Origin of the sequence: Streptomyces sp. NPDC091281, assembly GCF_044757425.1 — a bacterium.
Lineage (GTDB): Bacteria > Actinomycetota > Actinomycetes > Streptomycetales > Streptomycetaceae > Streptomyces.
Map to the genome: position 1 here is coordinate 253,768 of NZ_JBIVUY010000005.1, position 14,735 is coordinate 268,502.

A 14,735-nucleotide genomic window follows, 5' to 3' on the forward strand; every position below is an offset into this window, starting at 1 on the left:
GCCTCGGAGACATGACCCGTCACGTATGGCATGTCCATGATGCTGAGGGACCACGTGGGGTGTCAACGACGGCACAGGCTCATGTGCCGCGTTCCGTGAGCCCGGTGCGCCATGCCCAAGCCGCGATCTCCACGCGGTTTCTGGCGGTGAGCTTGGTCTGGACGTTGGCGAGGTGGGTCTTGACCGTGCCCACGGTGATGGACAGGGCGGTGGCGATCTCGGCGTTGGTCATTCCCTCCGCCAGCAGCATGACGACCTCCTCCTCGCGTGGGGACAGCCGGGTGGCGGGCTTGGGCCGGGAGGAGGAGGTACGGAGCCGTTTCAAGAGCCGCACGGTGATCGATGGGCTGACCATAGCGTCGCCGGCCGCGGCCGCGCGCACCGCTTCGGCGAGCAGGCGGGGCCCGGAGTCCTTGAGGATGAAACCGCAGGCACCCGCCTCCACCGCACGGGTCAGGTACTCCTCGTCGTCGAACGTGGTCACCATGACGACTTGTGGCCGGTGCGCGGCGTAGGGCCGGGTGAGCTGACGCAGGGCGTCCAGGCCGTCCAGGCGCGGCATCCGGATGTCCATGAGGACGACGTCCGGCCGGTGCAGCGCGGTCATCTCCAGGGCTTGGAGTCCGTCCTGGGCGTGGGCGACGACGTCGATGTCGTTCTCGGCGGAGAGGATCATCGCCAGGCCGGTGCGGACGATCTCCTGGTCGTCGGCGAGAAGCACCCGGATCACGGAAGGTCCCTCCACACACCGCCGAAGGGAATGCGGGCACTCACCCGCCACCGTCCCTGGTCGTCAGGGCCCGTGCGGAAGGTGCCGCCCTCGGCTGTGACGCGTTCTTCGAGGCCGACGAGACCGTACCCTGCCGTGTCCCCGCCCGGACCGGGCCGGTCGTTGACGATGTCGAGTTCGGCGGTCCCCGAAACGACACGGAGCGTCACGGACACGTTCCGGGAATCCGGTGCGTGCTTGCGCACATTGGTCAGCGACTCCATGACGACCCGGTGTATCACCGACATGGCCGCCGCGGGCAGGCTGCCCACAGGCCCCTCCTGGACCAGCCCGGCCCGCCCACCGCCGGGCAGGGCGAAATCCGCCACGAGTGCGCGCAGTTGCTGCACGTCTCCCGCCGGCAGGAACCCGGCCTCGGTACGAAGCCCGCTGACCATGTGCCGCAGGGCCCGGAGAGCCTCCACCGCAGTCCGTTCGATCTGCCCGAGCGACGATGCGATCGTCTCCGGCCTCGACGCCGCGACCGCCTGGGCCCCCTGCGCCTGTACGACGATGCCCGTCACATGGTGGGCGACGAAGTCGTGCAGGTCCCGGGCGAAAGCGAGCCGCTGCTCGAGACGCACCTGCTCGGTGTGACGCCGTCGTTCGACGGCGATCAGCCGGGCCACGAGCGCCGCGACGAGTGCGGCACACACGGCGAACGTGCAGAACAGCGCTACGAGAAGGCTGTTCTCGCTCACCTCCACGGCCACCGGCCGCACGATCACCGCCGTGCCCAGCACGACGGCCGCCACCGCGGCCGGCCAGGCGGCACCGTACCGGACGGCAAGAACCAGGACCACGATGAGCGCGCTGATCTCGAACAGGGTGTAGGCGTCGGCACGATGGGCCGGCGATCCCTGGCGTCCGGCCACGACGTGCATCCACGCACTGCACCCCAGGGACACGGCGCCCGCGATCCCCCCGGCCACCGCCGACAGCCACGGCCCCCCTCGCGTCCGGCGCAGCATCCAGGCCGGTACCCCCAGAAGCGGCGCCGCGGCCGAGAGCCGTGCCTGCGGCGCGAGAGCAGTCCCGTAGACACCGGTGTGGTGATCGGCGGCGAGTGCCAGGACGAGAACGGTGCCCACGGCGGCGACGCCGAGGCAGACCAGCACGGCACGGACCCAGGACGAGCGGCGGCCGGAGAGCTCGGAGTGCATTCCCGCAGCCTACGGACTCGGCCACCCCTGGCCCCTCTGCCGAAAGTCGTAGGGTCGCCGGCCGGTCTCCCTCCTTCGACCGATCCACGGCGGCACCCCGCCCGGACACGATCGCTCAAGCGATCCGCACAAGCCCGCCGCAGGAGTACGACGTGAACTTCCAGACCCAGATCCCCACCACCGCCGTCCTCGGTCCGGCGCTCGCGGCCTTCGCGCTGCTCGCCCTCGCACGCCGACGAGGCGACGTCCCCGGGTGGCGCGGCGGCCCGCTGGTACTCCGGGCCCTTACCGCGCTCTACGCGGCAGGGCTCCTCTCCATCACGATCTTCCCGCTGTGGATTTACGGCGGCGAATACCGCAACACGGCATCCTGGACCAGCCAGATCCAGCCGATCCCGCTGCTCACGGCGGACATCTCCATGATCCCCAACGTCGTCATGTTCGTCCCCCTCGGCTTCCTCCTGCCCCTGCTCGCCCACCGCCTCACCGGTGGTCGCACCGTCGCGATCTGCGCCCTCGCCAGCCTCGGAATCGAGCTGACACAACTGCTCCAGTACGTCACCCTGGGCAACGGACGTGTCACCGACGTCAACGACCTGATCGCCAACACCTTCGGCGGCCTCCTCGGCTACGCCGCCCTGCGCACGGCGCGGCGCACCGCCGCCACGCGCGCCGTACTGAACAAGTTGTCCCCGTCGCCCAGCACCGTCTGACCGGATGTCACGGTCTTCGCCCCTCCGGACCGGTCCCCGAACAATGAGTGAGGGGCGGTTCCGGATTGCTCCGGAACCGCCCCTCATCTGCGACTGTCTCCAGTCGGGACGACAGGATTTGAACCTGCGACCCCTTGACCCCCAGTCAAGTGCGCTACCAAGCTGCGCCACGTCCCGTTGCCCGTCTGACCTGGGGTTTCCCCGGGCCGAACGTGCAGGGAAACAATACCGCACTCGGGTCCGTGGTCGCGCCCCGGTTTCCGGTGGCCGGACCGGGGGCTCAGGCCTCCGGGGGGACGCCGAGGCCGGGGTGGAGGTCGAGGAGGCGGGGCGGGGCGGCCTGGCGCCAGGAGTCGGCGAGGACGGCGCGCAGTTCGTCCTCGTCCTCCAGGGCGGCGAGCCGGACCCGGACCCAGGCGAACTGGGCCTCGTGGTCGGCGATCCAGAACTTGCCGGGCTCGGCGAGGGCCAGTTCGTCGCGCTCCTCCTTGGGGCAGCGCACGGCGAGGGAGGTCTCGTCCTCGGGGAGGGTGGCGAACATCTTCCCGGCGACCCGGAAGGTGGGCATGTTCCAGGCGGTCTTCTCCGTGGTGTCCGGCAGGGACAGGGCGATACGGCGTACGTCGTCGGCGTGCGGCATGTGGGGCACCGTAGCGCCCCGCACTGACACTCACCCGGTGGGCAGCCGCCGGTAGTAGAGGGTGGTGGGCCGCAGGACGCCGGTGGGGTCGGCGGCGTAGTCGGGGATCGTCCCGGCGCGCGTCCAGCCCGCGGCCGTGTAGAGGCGTTCGGCGGGGCTGCCGGTCTCGGTGTCGAGGTGGAGGAGGGTGAGACCGGACTCGGCGGCGGCCCGTTCGGCGGTGGCCAGCAGGAGGCGGCCGAGGCCCCGGCCGCGGGCCTCGCGGCGCACCATCAGCTTGACGAGTTCGGCGCGGTGGCGGCTGTTGGGCTTGTCGGGGAGGGCGAGGGTGACCGTGCCGACGATCCGGCCGGTGCCGTCGGCCCGGACCACCCACACGGCGAGGTGTCCGGCGGCGGCGAGGGCGGCCCGCTCCCGCCACCAGGCGAGGGCGTCGGCGCGGGCCAGCGGGGCGAGGAAACCGACGGAGGCGCCGCCGTCCACGGTGTCGACCAGGAGGTCCGCCAGATCGGCCAGGTCTGCCAGGGCTGCGAGGGCGGCCGCGTCGTCGGTCTTGTCGTCGGTCTTGTCGTCGGCCTTGCCGGAGACGCGTTGCGCGTCGAGGCGTTCCGGGGTCATGGCAGCACCACCGCCAGCAGGTAGCGCGCGCCCCGGTCGGCGGGGCAGCGGAAGCGGGTCGGGCCCCAGACCCGCAGGCGCAGGCAGTCGCCGGGGGCGAGGGGGTGGTCGAGGTCGGCGACGGTGACGGTGAGGGCGCCGTCCAGGAGCCAGATGTGCTGTTCCAGGCCGGGGACGGGCGGGCGGTCGTAGGCGAGGTCGGCGCCCGCGGCGAGGCGGGCCTCGACGAGTTCGCCGCGCAGGGCGGGGTGCGGCGGGGACACCGAGCGGCGGACGAAGCCGGACGCCCGGTCCTCCCACACGGACTGCGCGTCGGCCGGGACCAGCGGCGCCGGTTCGGACTCGACCTCGCCGAGAAGGCGGGACATGGTCCGGCCGTAGACGTGGCAGAGGCGGTTGAGGAGGGCGGCGGTGGGGCTGATCTCGCCGCGTTCGGCGCGCGAGAGGGTGGAGCGGCTGACGCCGCTGCGCTCGGCCAGCTCCCCCAGCGACCAGCCGCGCTCGGCCCGCAGCTCCCCCAGCCGGGCGGCGAGGCGGGCGTCCACGGGGTCGGGGCCGGGGTCGGCATCGACAGGTTGTCTCACATCCAGGAATCTATCCCGGATGTGAGACACAGGGAAGGGCTCCCGGCGCTCAGGCGGCCGGGGTCGCCCCGCCCAGCGCGTCCAGCACCGGGCGGATCAGCGGGTGCTCCTCGGCGCCGCGCCGTACGGCGGCGAAGACGCGGCGGGTCGGGGCCGCCCCGTCCACCGGGCGGACGACGACCCCGGTGAGGTCCATGCCGCGCAGCGCCGAGCGGGGCACGAGAGCGACGCCCGCGTCGGCGGAGGCCAGCGCGACCACCGCGCGGAAGTCGTCGGAGGAGTGCTCCAGGCGAGGCTGGAACCCGGCGTGCTCGCAGGCCAGGACGACCACGTCGTGGCAGGGGTTGCCGGGGTACGGGCCGATCCACGGGTCCTTGGCCAGCTCCGCCAGCGGCACCTCGGCGGTGTCCGCGAGGCGGTGGGTGACGGGGACGACCGCGTCGAAGGGCTCGGCGTAGAGCGGGACGTGGGTGAGGCGGGGGTCGTCGGCGGCGGGCGCGCCCCGGTACTCGACGGCCACCGCGATGTCGATCTGCCGGTCGAGGACCATCGGCAGGCTGGCGTCGCCCTCGGCGTCCTGGACGCGCAGCCGGATGCCGGGCGCGGTGGCCGCGAGCCGGGCCAGGGCGGGGGCGACGACGAGGGTGATGCCGGTGGCGAAGGCCGCGACCGTGACGGTCCCGGCGGCGCCGGAGCCGTAGGCGGCGAGTTCGGCCTCCGCGCGCTCCAGCTGGGCGAGGACGGCGTGGGTGTGGGCGAGCAGGATCTCGCCCGCGGGGGTGAGGCGTACGCCCCTGGCGCCACGCTCGACCAGGCGGTGGCCGGTCTCCTGCTCCAGGGCGGTGAGCTGCTGCGACACGGCGGAGGGGGTGAGGTAGAGGGCGGCAGCGGCCGCCGTCACGGTGCGGTGGTCGGCCACCGCACGGAGGATGTGGAGCCGCCGTGCCTCGATCATGAGCCCATTGTCGCAAGCGGCGACGGGCACCCGGACCGGCCCGTTCCGACGGGCCGGTCCGGGGTGGAGCAGGGGGGCGGAGGGCGGGTGCCCCGTTCGGGCCGCGCCCCCGGCGTCCTCAGGCGTCCAGTTCCGCGCGGGCCGCGACGAACGCGTCGACCGCGCGGTTCACATCGTCCGTGGAGTGGGCGGCGGAGAGCTGGACGCGGATGCGGGCCTGGCCCTGCGGGACGACCGGATAGGAGAAGCCGATCACGTACACGCCGCGTTCCAGGAGGAGTTCGGCGAGGCGGGCCGCGCGGGCGGCGTCGCCGATCATGACGGGGGCGATGGCGTGGTCGCCGGGCAGGATCTCGAAGCCCGCCTCGGTCATCCGGCGGCGGAACAGGGCGGTGTTCTCGGCGAGCCGCACCCGCAGGTCGTCGGCGGACTCCAGCAGGTCGAGGACCGTGAGGGAGGCGGCGGCGATCACCGGGGCGAGGGTGTTGGAGAACAGGTAGGGGCGCGAGCGCTGGCGGAGCAGGGCGACGATCTCGGCGCGGGCGGCGACGTAGCCGCCGGAGGCGCCGCCGAGGGCCTTGCCGAGGGTGCCGGTGATGATGTCGACGCGGTCCATCACGCCGTGCAGCTCGGGGGTGCCGCGCCCGCCGGGGCCGACGAAGCCGACGGCGTGCGAGTCGTCGACCATGACCATCGCGTCGTAGCGGTCGGCGAGATCGCAGATCTCGGCGAGGGGCGCCACGTAGCCGTCCATGGAGAAGACGCCGTCGGTGACGATCAGGCGGCGGCGCGCGTCGGAGGCGTCCTTCAACTGGCGTTCCAGGTCGGCCAGGTCGCGGTTGGCGTACCGGAAGCGGCGGGCCTTGGACAGGCGGATGCCGTCGATGATGGAGGCGTGGTTGAGGGCGTCGGAGATGACGGCGTCCTCGGGGCCGAGCAGGGTCTCGAAAACACCGCCGTTGGCGTCGAAGCAGGAGGAGTAGAGGATCGTGTCCTCCTGGCCGAGGAACGCCGACAGCCGCGCCTCCAGCTCCTTGTGGACCTCCTGGGTGCCGCAGATGAAACGCACGGACGCCATGCCGTAGCCCCAGCGGTCCAGGGCGGCGTGGGCGGCGGCGACGACCTCCGGGTGGTCGGCGAGGCCGAGGTAGTTGTTGGCGCAGAAGTTGAGCACCTCGCCGGGACGGCCGCCCGCGGTGACGGCGACGGTCGCGGACTGCGGGGTGCCGATGACGCGCTCGGGCTTGTGCAGTCCGGCGGCGCGGATCTCGTCGAGGGTGACGCGCAGGTCGTCGCGCACGGAGTCGAACATCGGGAAGGCTCCTCGGGTGGCGCGCGGAGGGCGGTCCGCGCGGCGGGTGTCTGCGGCGGGTGTCTGGCGGGCGCGGCCGGGTCTCCCGGCCGCGCGGGCGACGGGCGTGCTACGCGGTCCAGTCCAGGATGACCTTGCCGCCCCGGCCGCCGGCGGCGTCGGCGAAGGCGGCTTCGAAGTCGCGGTGGGAGTAGCGGCCGGTGATCACCGGGGAGAGGTCGAGGCCGCCCTCCAGCAGCACCGACATCGCGTACCAGGTCTCGAACATCTCCCGGCCGTAGATGCCCTTGAGGGTGATCATCGAGGTGACGATCCGGGCCCAGTCGACCGGGAACTCCTCGGCGGGCAGGCCGAGCATGGCGATCCGGCCGCCGTGCGTCATGTTGGCGATCATGTCGCGCAGCGCCTCGGCACGCCCGGACATCTCCAGGCCGATGTCGAAGCCCTCGCGCAGGCCCAGCTCGCGCTGCCCGTCCGCGATCGTGGCGGTGGAGACGTTCAGGGCGAGGCTCGCGCCGATCTTGCGGGCGAGGTCGAGACGCTCCTCGCTGACGTCGGTGACGACGACGTTGCGGGCGCCCGCGTGCCGGGCGACGGCGGCGGCCATCAGGCCGATCGGCCCGGCGCCGGTGATCAGCACGTCCTCGCCGACCAGCGGGAAGGAGAGGGCGGTGTGGACGGCGTTGCCGAACGGGTCGAAGATCGCGGCCACGTCGAGGTCGACGGCGACGCGGTGCACCCACACGTTGGTGGCGGGCAGCGCGACGTACTCGGCGAACGCGCCGTCGCGGCCGACGCCGAGGCCGACGGTGGCGCGGCAGAGGTGGCGGCGGCCCGCGAGGCAGTTGCGGCACTTGCCGCACACGAGGTGGCCCTCGCCGCTGACCCGGTCGCCGACGGCGATGTCCGCGACGTCGCGGCCGGTCTCGACGACCTCGCCGACGAACTCGTGGCCGAGGACGAGGGGGGTGCGGATGGTCTGCTGCGCCCACCCGTCCCAGGACCGGATGTGCAGGTCGGTGCCGCAGATCCCGGTCCGCAGGACCTTGATCAGGACGTCGCCGGGTCCGATGACGGGCTCGGGGACGTCCACGAGCCACAGTCCGGGCTCCGCCTTCTCCTTGACCAGCGCCTTCAAGCTGCGGCTCCTTGCTGAGACCCACGGGGCCGGGCATGCCGAAGGAGCCCGGACCGGGGGAAGGGGTGGATTCTGCCTGCAATCTGCCGTACGCCGCCGCCCCGGTCCATCGAGACTTTCTTAAGCGGCTCCACAGCTCCGCTTCACGCCGCGCGCCGACGTGTCACCCTGGACGAAGATCTAGGTTGGGGAGCCGCTCATGAGTACAGCACAGGACCTGCTGATCGTCTCGCTGGACGTGACGCCCACCCGCTCCTTGGAACAGGGCGAACTGGCCCTCGCCCTCGCGGGGGCCGAGCTGATCGACCTGCTGGCGTCGGGGGCGGTCGCCCTGGACGACGAGCGGATCGTGCCGGGCCCGGTGACGGCCGAACCGGACGCCCTGCTCGCGGAGGCGGAGAGAGCACTCGTCCGGGTGGAGCCGTTCGAGTCGGTCGAGGACTGGCTGTGGCGCCGGGGCCGGGGCCTGTCGGCGGCGTACACGTCCCGGCTGGAGGCGGACGGGGCGGTGACCCGGCCGCGCGGCAGGCTGCTCGGGACGAACCCCGCCCCCACCGTGCGGTCGGACTCCCCCGCCGCCGTCCACGCGGCCGAGCGCTGGTCGTCGGCCGAGCCGGTGCTGACCGCGCTGGCCACCGAGGCCGGTCTGCGCGAGGAGCCCGACGGCGGCTACCCGGACTCCCTCCCCGACCCCGTCGCCACCGTGCTGGCCGCCGTCGGCGAGGCGGTCACCGAACTGGCGGCGGTGCAGCAGCGCCGGTCGGTGGAGGACGCGGCGTTCGACAACGTGTGGCGCGGCTTCTGAACGGACCGGACGGCGCGGGGGCGGAAAACCGGACGACCGGGTCACCGGATCAACGGGTCACTGGATGACCGGTTCGCCCGACGACCGGATCACCGGACGACCGGATCACCGGCTGATCGGCTCGCCGGACGAGGCCGCCCCCGCGCACGCGGTCAGGGCGGGAACCCGCCCGTCTCCCGTCTCTCCAGTCGTTCCGCCAGTTGCGCCGCCGTCGTCTTGATGGTCTCCAGGCCGGCCTTGCCCCACGGCCGGGGGGCGAGGTCGGCGACGCAGACCGTGCCGAGGACCATGCCGGAGGCGTCGATCAGCGGCGCGCCCAGGTAGGAGCGGATGCCGTACTCGTCGACGAGGGGGTTCCCGGCGAAGCGCGGGTAGTCGCCGACGTCCTCCAGGACGAGCGCCTTGCGGCGGGCGACGACGTACGGGCACCAGCCGTACTCGCGGGCGAGGCGGCGCCCCACCTCCGGCTTGCCGCCGCGGGCCTCCCGGCCGCCCGGCGGGGTGCGCAGCCCGGCGTAGAACTGCCGTTCCCGGTCGGGGAAGTTGACCATGGCGTAGGGCGCGCCGGTCACCTCGGCGAGCTGCCCGGCGAAGGCGTCGAGGTCGGGTTCCGGCCGGTCCCCGAGGCCGAGTCGGCGCAGCCTCCGGGCGCGGGCGGGCGCCTCCTCGTCGTCGGGGGTGAGCAGCAGTCGACCGGCCGGGCGCGGCGGGTCGTAGCTCATGGGCGGCCTCCGTCGGCGGTGGTCGGGAGGTCGGTCACGGGCGGGCTCCGTCGGGACGGCGGCGGGGGGTCGGGGTCACGGGCGGGCTCCCTGGCGGGGGACTCGGGTCATGTGCGGCTCCGGTTCGGGGTGGTGGGCGGTCACATGTGGGCGCCCCGGCTCGGCTGGGGTGCGGCCGGGGCGTGGGCGATGAGGTGGCGTACGAGGGTGAGGAGGGTCTGCACGCTGGAGGCGGAGATCCGGGCGTCGCAGGGCACGACGGGGATGTCCGGGTGGAGGTCGAGGGCGGCGCGGACCTCCTCGGGGTCGTAGCGGTGGGCGCCGTCGAACTCGTTGACGGCGACGATGAAGCCGAGGCCGCGCTGTTCGAAGAAGTCGATGGCGGCGAAGCACTCCACGAGGCGCCGGGTGTCGGCGAGGACGACCGCGCCGAGGGCGCCTTCGGAGAGTTCGTCCCACATGAACCAGAACCGTTCCTGCCCGGGGGTGCCGAACAGGTAGAGGACGTGTTCCGCGTCGAGGGTGATGCGCCCGAAGTCCATGGCCACGGTCGTCTCGACCTTGTTCTCGATGCCCTCCAGGCTGTCGGTCGCGGCGCTGACGGTGGTCAGCAGTTCCTCGGTGCTGAGCGGCGCGATCTCGCTGACCGCGCCGACGAAGGTGGTCTTGCCGACGCCGAACCCGCCCGCCACGAGGATCTTCAGGGCAGTGGGGAACGGGTCGGCGTCCGGGCCGGGGTAGTGGCCGTCGCGCTCAGAGCTGTCGTCGTAGTCCATCGAGCACTGCCTCCAGTAGGGCCCGGTCGGTGGGGTTGTGGTGGAACTCCGGGGGCTTGGTGGTGAGCACCCCGCAGTCGACGAGGTCCGCCAGCAGCACCTTGGTGACGGCCGCGGGCAGTTTCAGGTGGGCCGCCACCTCGGCGACCGGGACGGGCGCGCGGCAGAGGTCGAGCGCCTGCGCGTGTTCGGGGCCGAGGTGGCCGAGGGGGGTCGCCCCGGTGGCCATGACCTGGGACATGAGGTCGAGGGAGACGGTCGGTCTGGTGCGGCCGTTGCTGACGGTGAAGGGGCGCACCAGCCGTCCGGCCGCGTCGTCGAGCCAGGGCCCGTCGCCGGCCGCCGTCACGCTCAAGGCCCCATCACCGAGGGTTCGACGGCGTGCTGCCGGGGCGCGGTGACGAGGTAGGGCCGGACGCTCTTGACGAGCATCGCCATCTCGTAGCCGAGGACCGCGGCGTCGGCCTCGCGTCCGGCCAGGACGGCGAGACAGGTGCCGGAACCGGCGGTGGTGACGAAGAGCAGCGTCGAGTCGAGTTCGACGACGACCTGGCGGACGTCGCCGCCGTCCCCGAAGCGGGCGCCCGCGCTGCGGCCGAGGGAGTACAGGCCGGAGGCCAGGGCGGCCATGTGGTCGGCGCTGTCGTGGTCGAGCCCGTGGACGGACCGGACGAGGCCGTCGCAGGAGAGGAGGACCGCGCTGGTGGTGTGCGGTACGCGCTGCACGAGGCCGCTCATCAGCCAGTCGAGATCGGTTGCCTGGCTGGTCGGCGCGTCGCTCGCCATGGTGGATCGACTCCTTGGGGTACGAAGGTCGGCGGGAGGACCGGTGGGGGTGGTCGGGGCGGTGGGGGGTGCGGGATCGCCGCGATGACCGCGGGTGGGGGTGGGTGTGGGGGTGGTCGGGGGCGCGCTCATCCGGCGGGTGTGCTCCCGTCGTGCCGGGGGTGGGGCGGGTGGTCGAGGTGACCGGGGTGCGAGGGCTGAGGGGACTGTGGGGGCTGCTCCGGCCGGTCCGGGTGCTCGGTGCGGGCGGTGCCGGCGGCCTCGGTGCCCTGGGGGGCCGGGGACGGCTGCGAGGCGTGCGAGGGCTGCGAGGGGAATCCGTAGGTGCCGAGGGTGTCCGTGGCGTGGGGGGTGGGGGTGAGCGGGGCGGGGGCGTCGGCGCCGTACGGGGGTGCGGTGCGTGCGCGGACGGGCAGCGGGGGCGGTTCCGGGGCGGGGGCGCGGAGCGGGTCGGGGTCGTGGGCGTGCAAGGGACCGGGGGCGGTGGCCAGGGTGTCCAGCGGGTCCGTCTCCAGGCTCTGCTGGGTCTCGGCGAGGCCGACGCCCCGCCGGAAGGCCGCCATCAGACCGGGGTCGTGGCCGACGGTCTGCCCGGCGTCGGGGCGGGGCGCGGGGCCGCCGCGCAACTGGGGCGCGATGTGCTCCTGGGCCCGGCGGCGCGGCAGCACGGGCCTGGCCGCGGTGTCGCGGGCCGCTCCGACGCGCGGGACGGGTACGACGCCCTCGTTCCCGTCCACGACGGGGCGGTCCTCCGGGCGGACGCCGGGCACCGCCTCGGCGGGCGTGGGCCGCTCGTCCCGCGCGCCCCGCACGGGCAGCGGGGCGGGACCCCCGGCACCGCCGGTCCACGGGGCGTCGGCCCGCGGCGCGTCCTCCCAGGGGGTGGCGGTCCGCCCTGTGTCGTAGCCCGGCAGGCCGTACGGGTCCGTGTCCGTGTCCCTGTCCCTGTGCGTGGACAGCGGGAGCGGGTCGGTCAGGGGGTCGGGCAGCGGGGCCGCCGGGGTGGCGGGGAGCGGGTCGGTGAGGGGGTCGCCGAACGCCTGTACGCGCTCGGGCCTCTGCTCCGGTCCCGGCTGGGGCCGCCGGTCGGGCCGGTGCGAGCCGGGCTCGGCGGCGGGGGCGGGCGGCGTCCCCCGGCGGTGCGGCGCGTGGGCGGCGTCCGGGGCGGAGCGACCGGTTACGGCCTGACCGGGTCCGGCGTGCCGCGGGACGGCGTGACCGGGTGCGGTCTGGGCGGGCATGGGCTGGGTGGGCAGCGCGGGCCGGGGCGCGCCGTGCGGGTCCGGTGCGGCCGGGCCCCCGGTCGGGGCGGCTCCCGCGCCGGTCCGTTCGCCGGGCGGCAGGGCGAGCCCCGTCGCGCTGCCGAGCAGGGCCTGCGGGACGACGAGGACGGCCTGGACCCCGCCGTAGATGTTGCCCTGGAGGCGGACGCGGATGCCGTGGCGGCGGGCGAGCTGGGAGACGACGTAGAGGCCGATGCGGCCGTCGGAGAGGAGGCGGCCGACGTTGACCTGGTCGGGGTCGGCGAGGAGGGCGTTCATGCGGCCCTGCTCCTCCAGGGGCATGCCGAGGCCGCGGTCCTCGACCTCGACGGCGAGGCCGGAGGTGACGAGGTTGACACGGAGCAGCACCTGGGTGTGCGGGGCGGAGAACACGGTGGCGTTCTCGACGAGTTCGGCGACGAGGTGGATGACGTCGGCGACGGCGTGGCCGCGCAGGTCGCCGTCGATCGGCGGGACGAGCTTGACCCGCGAGTACTGCTCGACCTCGGCGATCGCGGAGCGCAGCACCTCGGTCATGGAGACGGGGTTGCTCCACTGCCGCCGGGAGACGGCCCCGCCGAGGACGGCGAGGTTCTCGGCGTGGCGGCGGATGCGGGTGGCGAGGTGGTCGACGTGGAAGAGGCCCTTGAGGAGGTCGGGGTCCTCGATCTCGTTCTCCAGCTCGTCGAGCAGGGAGATCTCGCGGTGCACGAGGGACTGCAGGCGCCGCGCCAGGTTGACGAAGACCTCCAGCTTCTGTTCGCTGCCGGTCCGCCCGGACAGGCGGGCGGCCTGGACGACGGCGGTGACGGCGCCGTCGTGGGCGCGGGAGAGGTCGGCGGCGAGCAGTTCGAACTCGTCGGCGTCGTCGGGCGGGCCGCCGCGCGCGGTGCGCCGGGGCGGGGCCTCGCCCGCCCGTACGGCGTCGAGGACCGACCGCAGCTCCGCCTCGCCGCGCCCGCTGGCGCGGCGCAGCGCGGCGACGCGGTCGCTGACGGAGCGGGCGGCGCGGTCGGCGGCGACGGCCGCGACGAGGATGCCGACGCAGGTCACGGCGACGGCGCCGCACAGGACCGCCCAGAGCATGGGGCCGGGCCGGGCTCCGCCGGTGCGGACGGTGAAGAGCACGGCCGCCGAGGCGCTGAGCGCGACCGCCGTCGGGGGCAGCACGGCCAGGCGGAGCAGCTGGGGCCGTATCTGCGTGTCGGCCGCCGCGGGCGCGGTCCGGGCCGGGGCCGCCGGGCGGTCGGAGGCCGGGCGGGCGGGGGTGGTGCGGGTGACGGGCCGTCCGTGCCGTCCGCCCTCACGGCGGTCTGCGCGTGCGGCGGGTGCGCGGAGGTGAGACATCGGGGTCCTCGTACTGTCCGTCGGGCCGGGTGCTCGCGTGGGGCGAGCCGCCCGGCGTGCGCCATCGCGGTGTCGGTCGCGGGAGACGGAGGAGCGGGGACCTGGATCGGTCCGCCGCCGCCTGTCGTTCTTCTGCCACCCGACGGCGACTCACAGTAGTTGCGAACGCATCTGATGCGATGGGCAGTTGGCAAAGTCCCCCGGTGAGCGTCCCGCGATGGTATGAGGACTCGCACGTTCGACCGATAAACCCGCAAACGTGCTGTTCGCAAGCGGCTGCGAATACGCCAGCGAATGATCTGACCCGATCGGAAGCGATCACCGTCCGTGAGGAGCGTCGACCGTCGTCCACTGACCGCCGTGGGCGGACCCCCTCCTTCGCGGCGCGGCGGAGGGCGAACTCCGTCCGTCGATGACGGAGACGGGCCGGGTCGGCGACGCCGGGTGGACGGCGGTCGCACGAGGACGACAGGGAAACGACGGGGGGCGGGTACGTGCTCACGCCCCGCCCGCCCCGGCCGGTCAGCGGACGTACGTGTCGCAGAGGGCGCGCACCGACGGCGGCACCACCGACTCGCCCGACCAGCCGCAGACCGTCCGCAGGTCGCCGGTCCCGGCGTCGCGCGGCCCGGCGCCCCGCGCGCGGGGTGCCGCCGGAGGGTGCTGCCGGGTGCGCGGGGGCGACGCGGGCCGGGCCGGGGCGGGCCGCTCGGCGGTCCGGGGCCGCGCGATCGGGGCGGGGCGGTCGGGGAGCCGACGCGGCGCCGTGACCGGCCGCCGCTCCCCCTCCGCGCGGCGCCGCCGCTCGGACCCGTCGGCGACCCGCACCAGCGCCGTGAACGCCTCGGGCTGCCGGGGAGACGGTGCGGGCACGGAACTCGTGGGCCTCGCCGGGCTGTCGGGGGTGGCCGGGCCCGTGACGGCGGCCGTCGTCGGACGCGGAGGTGCCGGGGGCGCGTCGTGCGGCACGGAGACGCAGCCCCCGAGGAACAGGACGGCGGACACGGCAGCCACGGTGGACACGGCGGCGGCGAGCGGGGAGCGCATGCCGTCCAGGGTGTCCCCGGCGGGGCGCCCGGCGCCGCCCGCCCCGCCGACGCTCACCGGCACGGGTGAGCGCCCGGACCCGCCGGGCCGCCCACCGC

16 protein-coding genes and 1 tRNA gene are annotated in these 14,735 nt (G+C 74.4%); 2 read left to right on the plus strand and 15 right to left on the minus strand.

What is annotated here, in order from left to right:
• Positions 1–79: 79 nt before the first annotated feature.
• Complete coding sequence (locus ACIQPQ_RS15740; RefSeq protein WP_401304015.1) at positions 80–730, minus strand: response regulator; 651 nt, start codon at positions 728–730, stop codon at positions 80–82.
• A complete protein-coding gene (locus ACIQPQ_RS15745) occupies positions 727–1,932 on the minus strand; it encodes a sensor histidine kinase (RefSeq protein ID WP_401304017.1) in 1,206 nt (401 codons plus the stop codon). The genes ACIQPQ_RS15740 and ACIQPQ_RS15745 overlap by 4 nt, the downstream gene beginning before the upstream one ends.
• A 152-nt stretch (positions 1,933–2,084) precedes the next feature.
• Between ACIQPQ_RS15745 and ACIQPQ_RS15750 the strand changes: the two genes are divergently transcribed.
• Positions 2,085–2,645 (plus strand): VanZ family protein, encoded by a 561-nt coding sequence (locus ACIQPQ_RS15750; protein WP_401304020.1) that lies wholly within the window; start codon positions 2,085–2,087, stop codon positions 2,643–2,645.
• Between the two features lie 103 nt (positions 2,646–2,748).
• Here the strand turns inward: ACIQPQ_RS15750 and ACIQPQ_RS15755 are convergent.
• From ACIQPQ_RS15755 to tdh, 7 genes are all read right to left on the minus strand, one after another.
• Positions 2,749–2,822 (minus strand) — tRNA-Pro (locus tag ACIQPQ_RS15755).
• A gap of 103 nt (positions 2,823–2,925) precedes the next feature.
• Positions 2,926–3,285: an MmcQ/YjbR family DNA-binding protein gene (locus ACIQPQ_RS15760; protein ID WP_383766535.1), complete on the minus strand. Its 360-nt coding sequence runs from the start codon at positions 3,283–3,285 to the stop codon at positions 2,926–2,928.
• Positions 3,286–3,315: 30 nt separating this feature from the next.
• Complete coding sequence (locus ACIQPQ_RS15765) at positions 3,316–3,903, minus strand: GNAT family N-acetyltransferase (RefSeq protein ID WP_401304024.1); 588 nt, start codon at positions 3,901–3,903, stop codon at positions 3,316–3,318.
• Entirely contained in the window at positions 3,900–4,487 is a 588-nt protein-coding gene (locus ACIQPQ_RS15770) for a helix-turn-helix domain-containing protein (RefSeq protein ID WP_401304026.1), read from the minus strand. Before ACIQPQ_RS15770 ends, ACIQPQ_RS15765 begins: the two co-directional genes overlap by 4 nt.
• A 49-nt stretch (positions 4,488–4,536) precedes the next feature.
• The gene (locus ACIQPQ_RS15775) at positions 4,537–5,442 is read right to left on the minus strand and encodes a LysR family transcriptional regulator (protein ID WP_401304029.1); all 906 of its coding nucleotides are present in this window, start codon (positions 5,440–5,442) and stop codon (positions 4,537–4,539) included.
• Between the two features lie 118 nt (positions 5,443–5,560).
• On the minus strand, positions 5,561–6,754 hold the full coding sequence (locus ACIQPQ_RS15780; protein ID WP_401304030.1) for a glycine C-acetyltransferase: 1,194 nt from the start codon (positions 6,752–6,754) through the stop codon (positions 5,561–5,563).
• A gap of 109 nt (positions 6,755–6,863) precedes the next feature.
• On the minus strand, positions 6,864–7,892 hold the full coding sequence (gene tdh / locus ACIQPQ_RS15785; protein ID WP_383766548.1) for an L-threonine 3-dehydrogenase: 1,029 nt from the start codon (positions 7,890–7,892) through the stop codon (positions 6,864–6,866).
• A 199-nt stretch (positions 7,893–8,091) separates the two neighbouring features.
• Here tdh and ACIQPQ_RS15790 point away from each other — a divergent pair, with 199 nt between their 5' ends.
• Positions 8,092–8,697, plus strand: a complete 606-nt coding sequence (locus ACIQPQ_RS15790; protein ID WP_401304032.1) for a GPP34 family phosphoprotein — start codon at positions 8,092–8,094, stop codon at positions 8,695–8,697.
• 152 nt (positions 8,698–8,849) lie between these two features.
• Here ACIQPQ_RS15790 and ACIQPQ_RS15795 read toward each other — a convergent pair whose 3' ends face one another.
• From ACIQPQ_RS15795 to ACIQPQ_RS15820, 6 genes are all read right to left on the minus strand, one after another.
• Positions 8,850–9,419 carry a GAF domain-containing protein gene (locus tag ACIQPQ_RS15795; RefSeq protein WP_401304034.1) on the minus strand — a complete coding sequence of 190 codons (570 nt, stop codon included), beginning with the start codon at positions 9,417–9,419 and terminating at the stop codon, positions 8,850–8,852.
• Positions 9,420–9,559: 140 nt separating this feature from the next.
• Complete coding sequence (locus ACIQPQ_RS15800; RefSeq protein ID WP_383766556.1) at positions 9,560–10,195, minus strand: ATP/GTP-binding protein; 636 nt, start codon at positions 10,193–10,195, stop codon at positions 9,560–9,562.
• The gene (locus ACIQPQ_RS15805; protein WP_383766558.1) at positions 10,173–10,544 is read right to left on the minus strand and encodes a DUF742 domain-containing protein; all 372 of its coding nucleotides are present in this window, start codon (positions 10,542–10,544) and stop codon (positions 10,173–10,175) included. Before ACIQPQ_RS15805 ends, ACIQPQ_RS15800 begins: the two co-directional genes overlap by 23 nt.
• 2 nt (positions 10,545–10,546) lie before the next feature.
• Positions 10,547–10,981 carry a roadblock/LC7 domain-containing protein gene (locus tag ACIQPQ_RS15810; RefSeq protein WP_383766560.1) on the minus strand — a complete coding sequence of 145 codons (435 nt, stop codon included), beginning with the start codon at positions 10,979–10,981 and terminating at the stop codon, positions 10,547–10,549.
• A 128-nt stretch (positions 10,982–11,109) separates the two neighbouring features.
• On the minus strand, positions 11,110–13,590 hold the full coding sequence (locus ACIQPQ_RS15815) for an ATP-binding protein (RefSeq protein ID WP_401304037.1): 2,481 nt from the start codon (positions 13,588–13,590) through the stop codon (positions 11,110–11,112).
• 522 nt (positions 13,591–14,112) lie between these two features.
• Positions 14,113–14,700, minus strand: a complete 588-nt coding sequence (locus ACIQPQ_RS15820) for a hypothetical protein (RefSeq protein WP_401304039.1) — start codon at positions 14,698–14,700, stop codon at positions 14,113–14,115.
• Between the last annotated feature and the right edge of the window lie 35 nt (positions 14,701–14,735).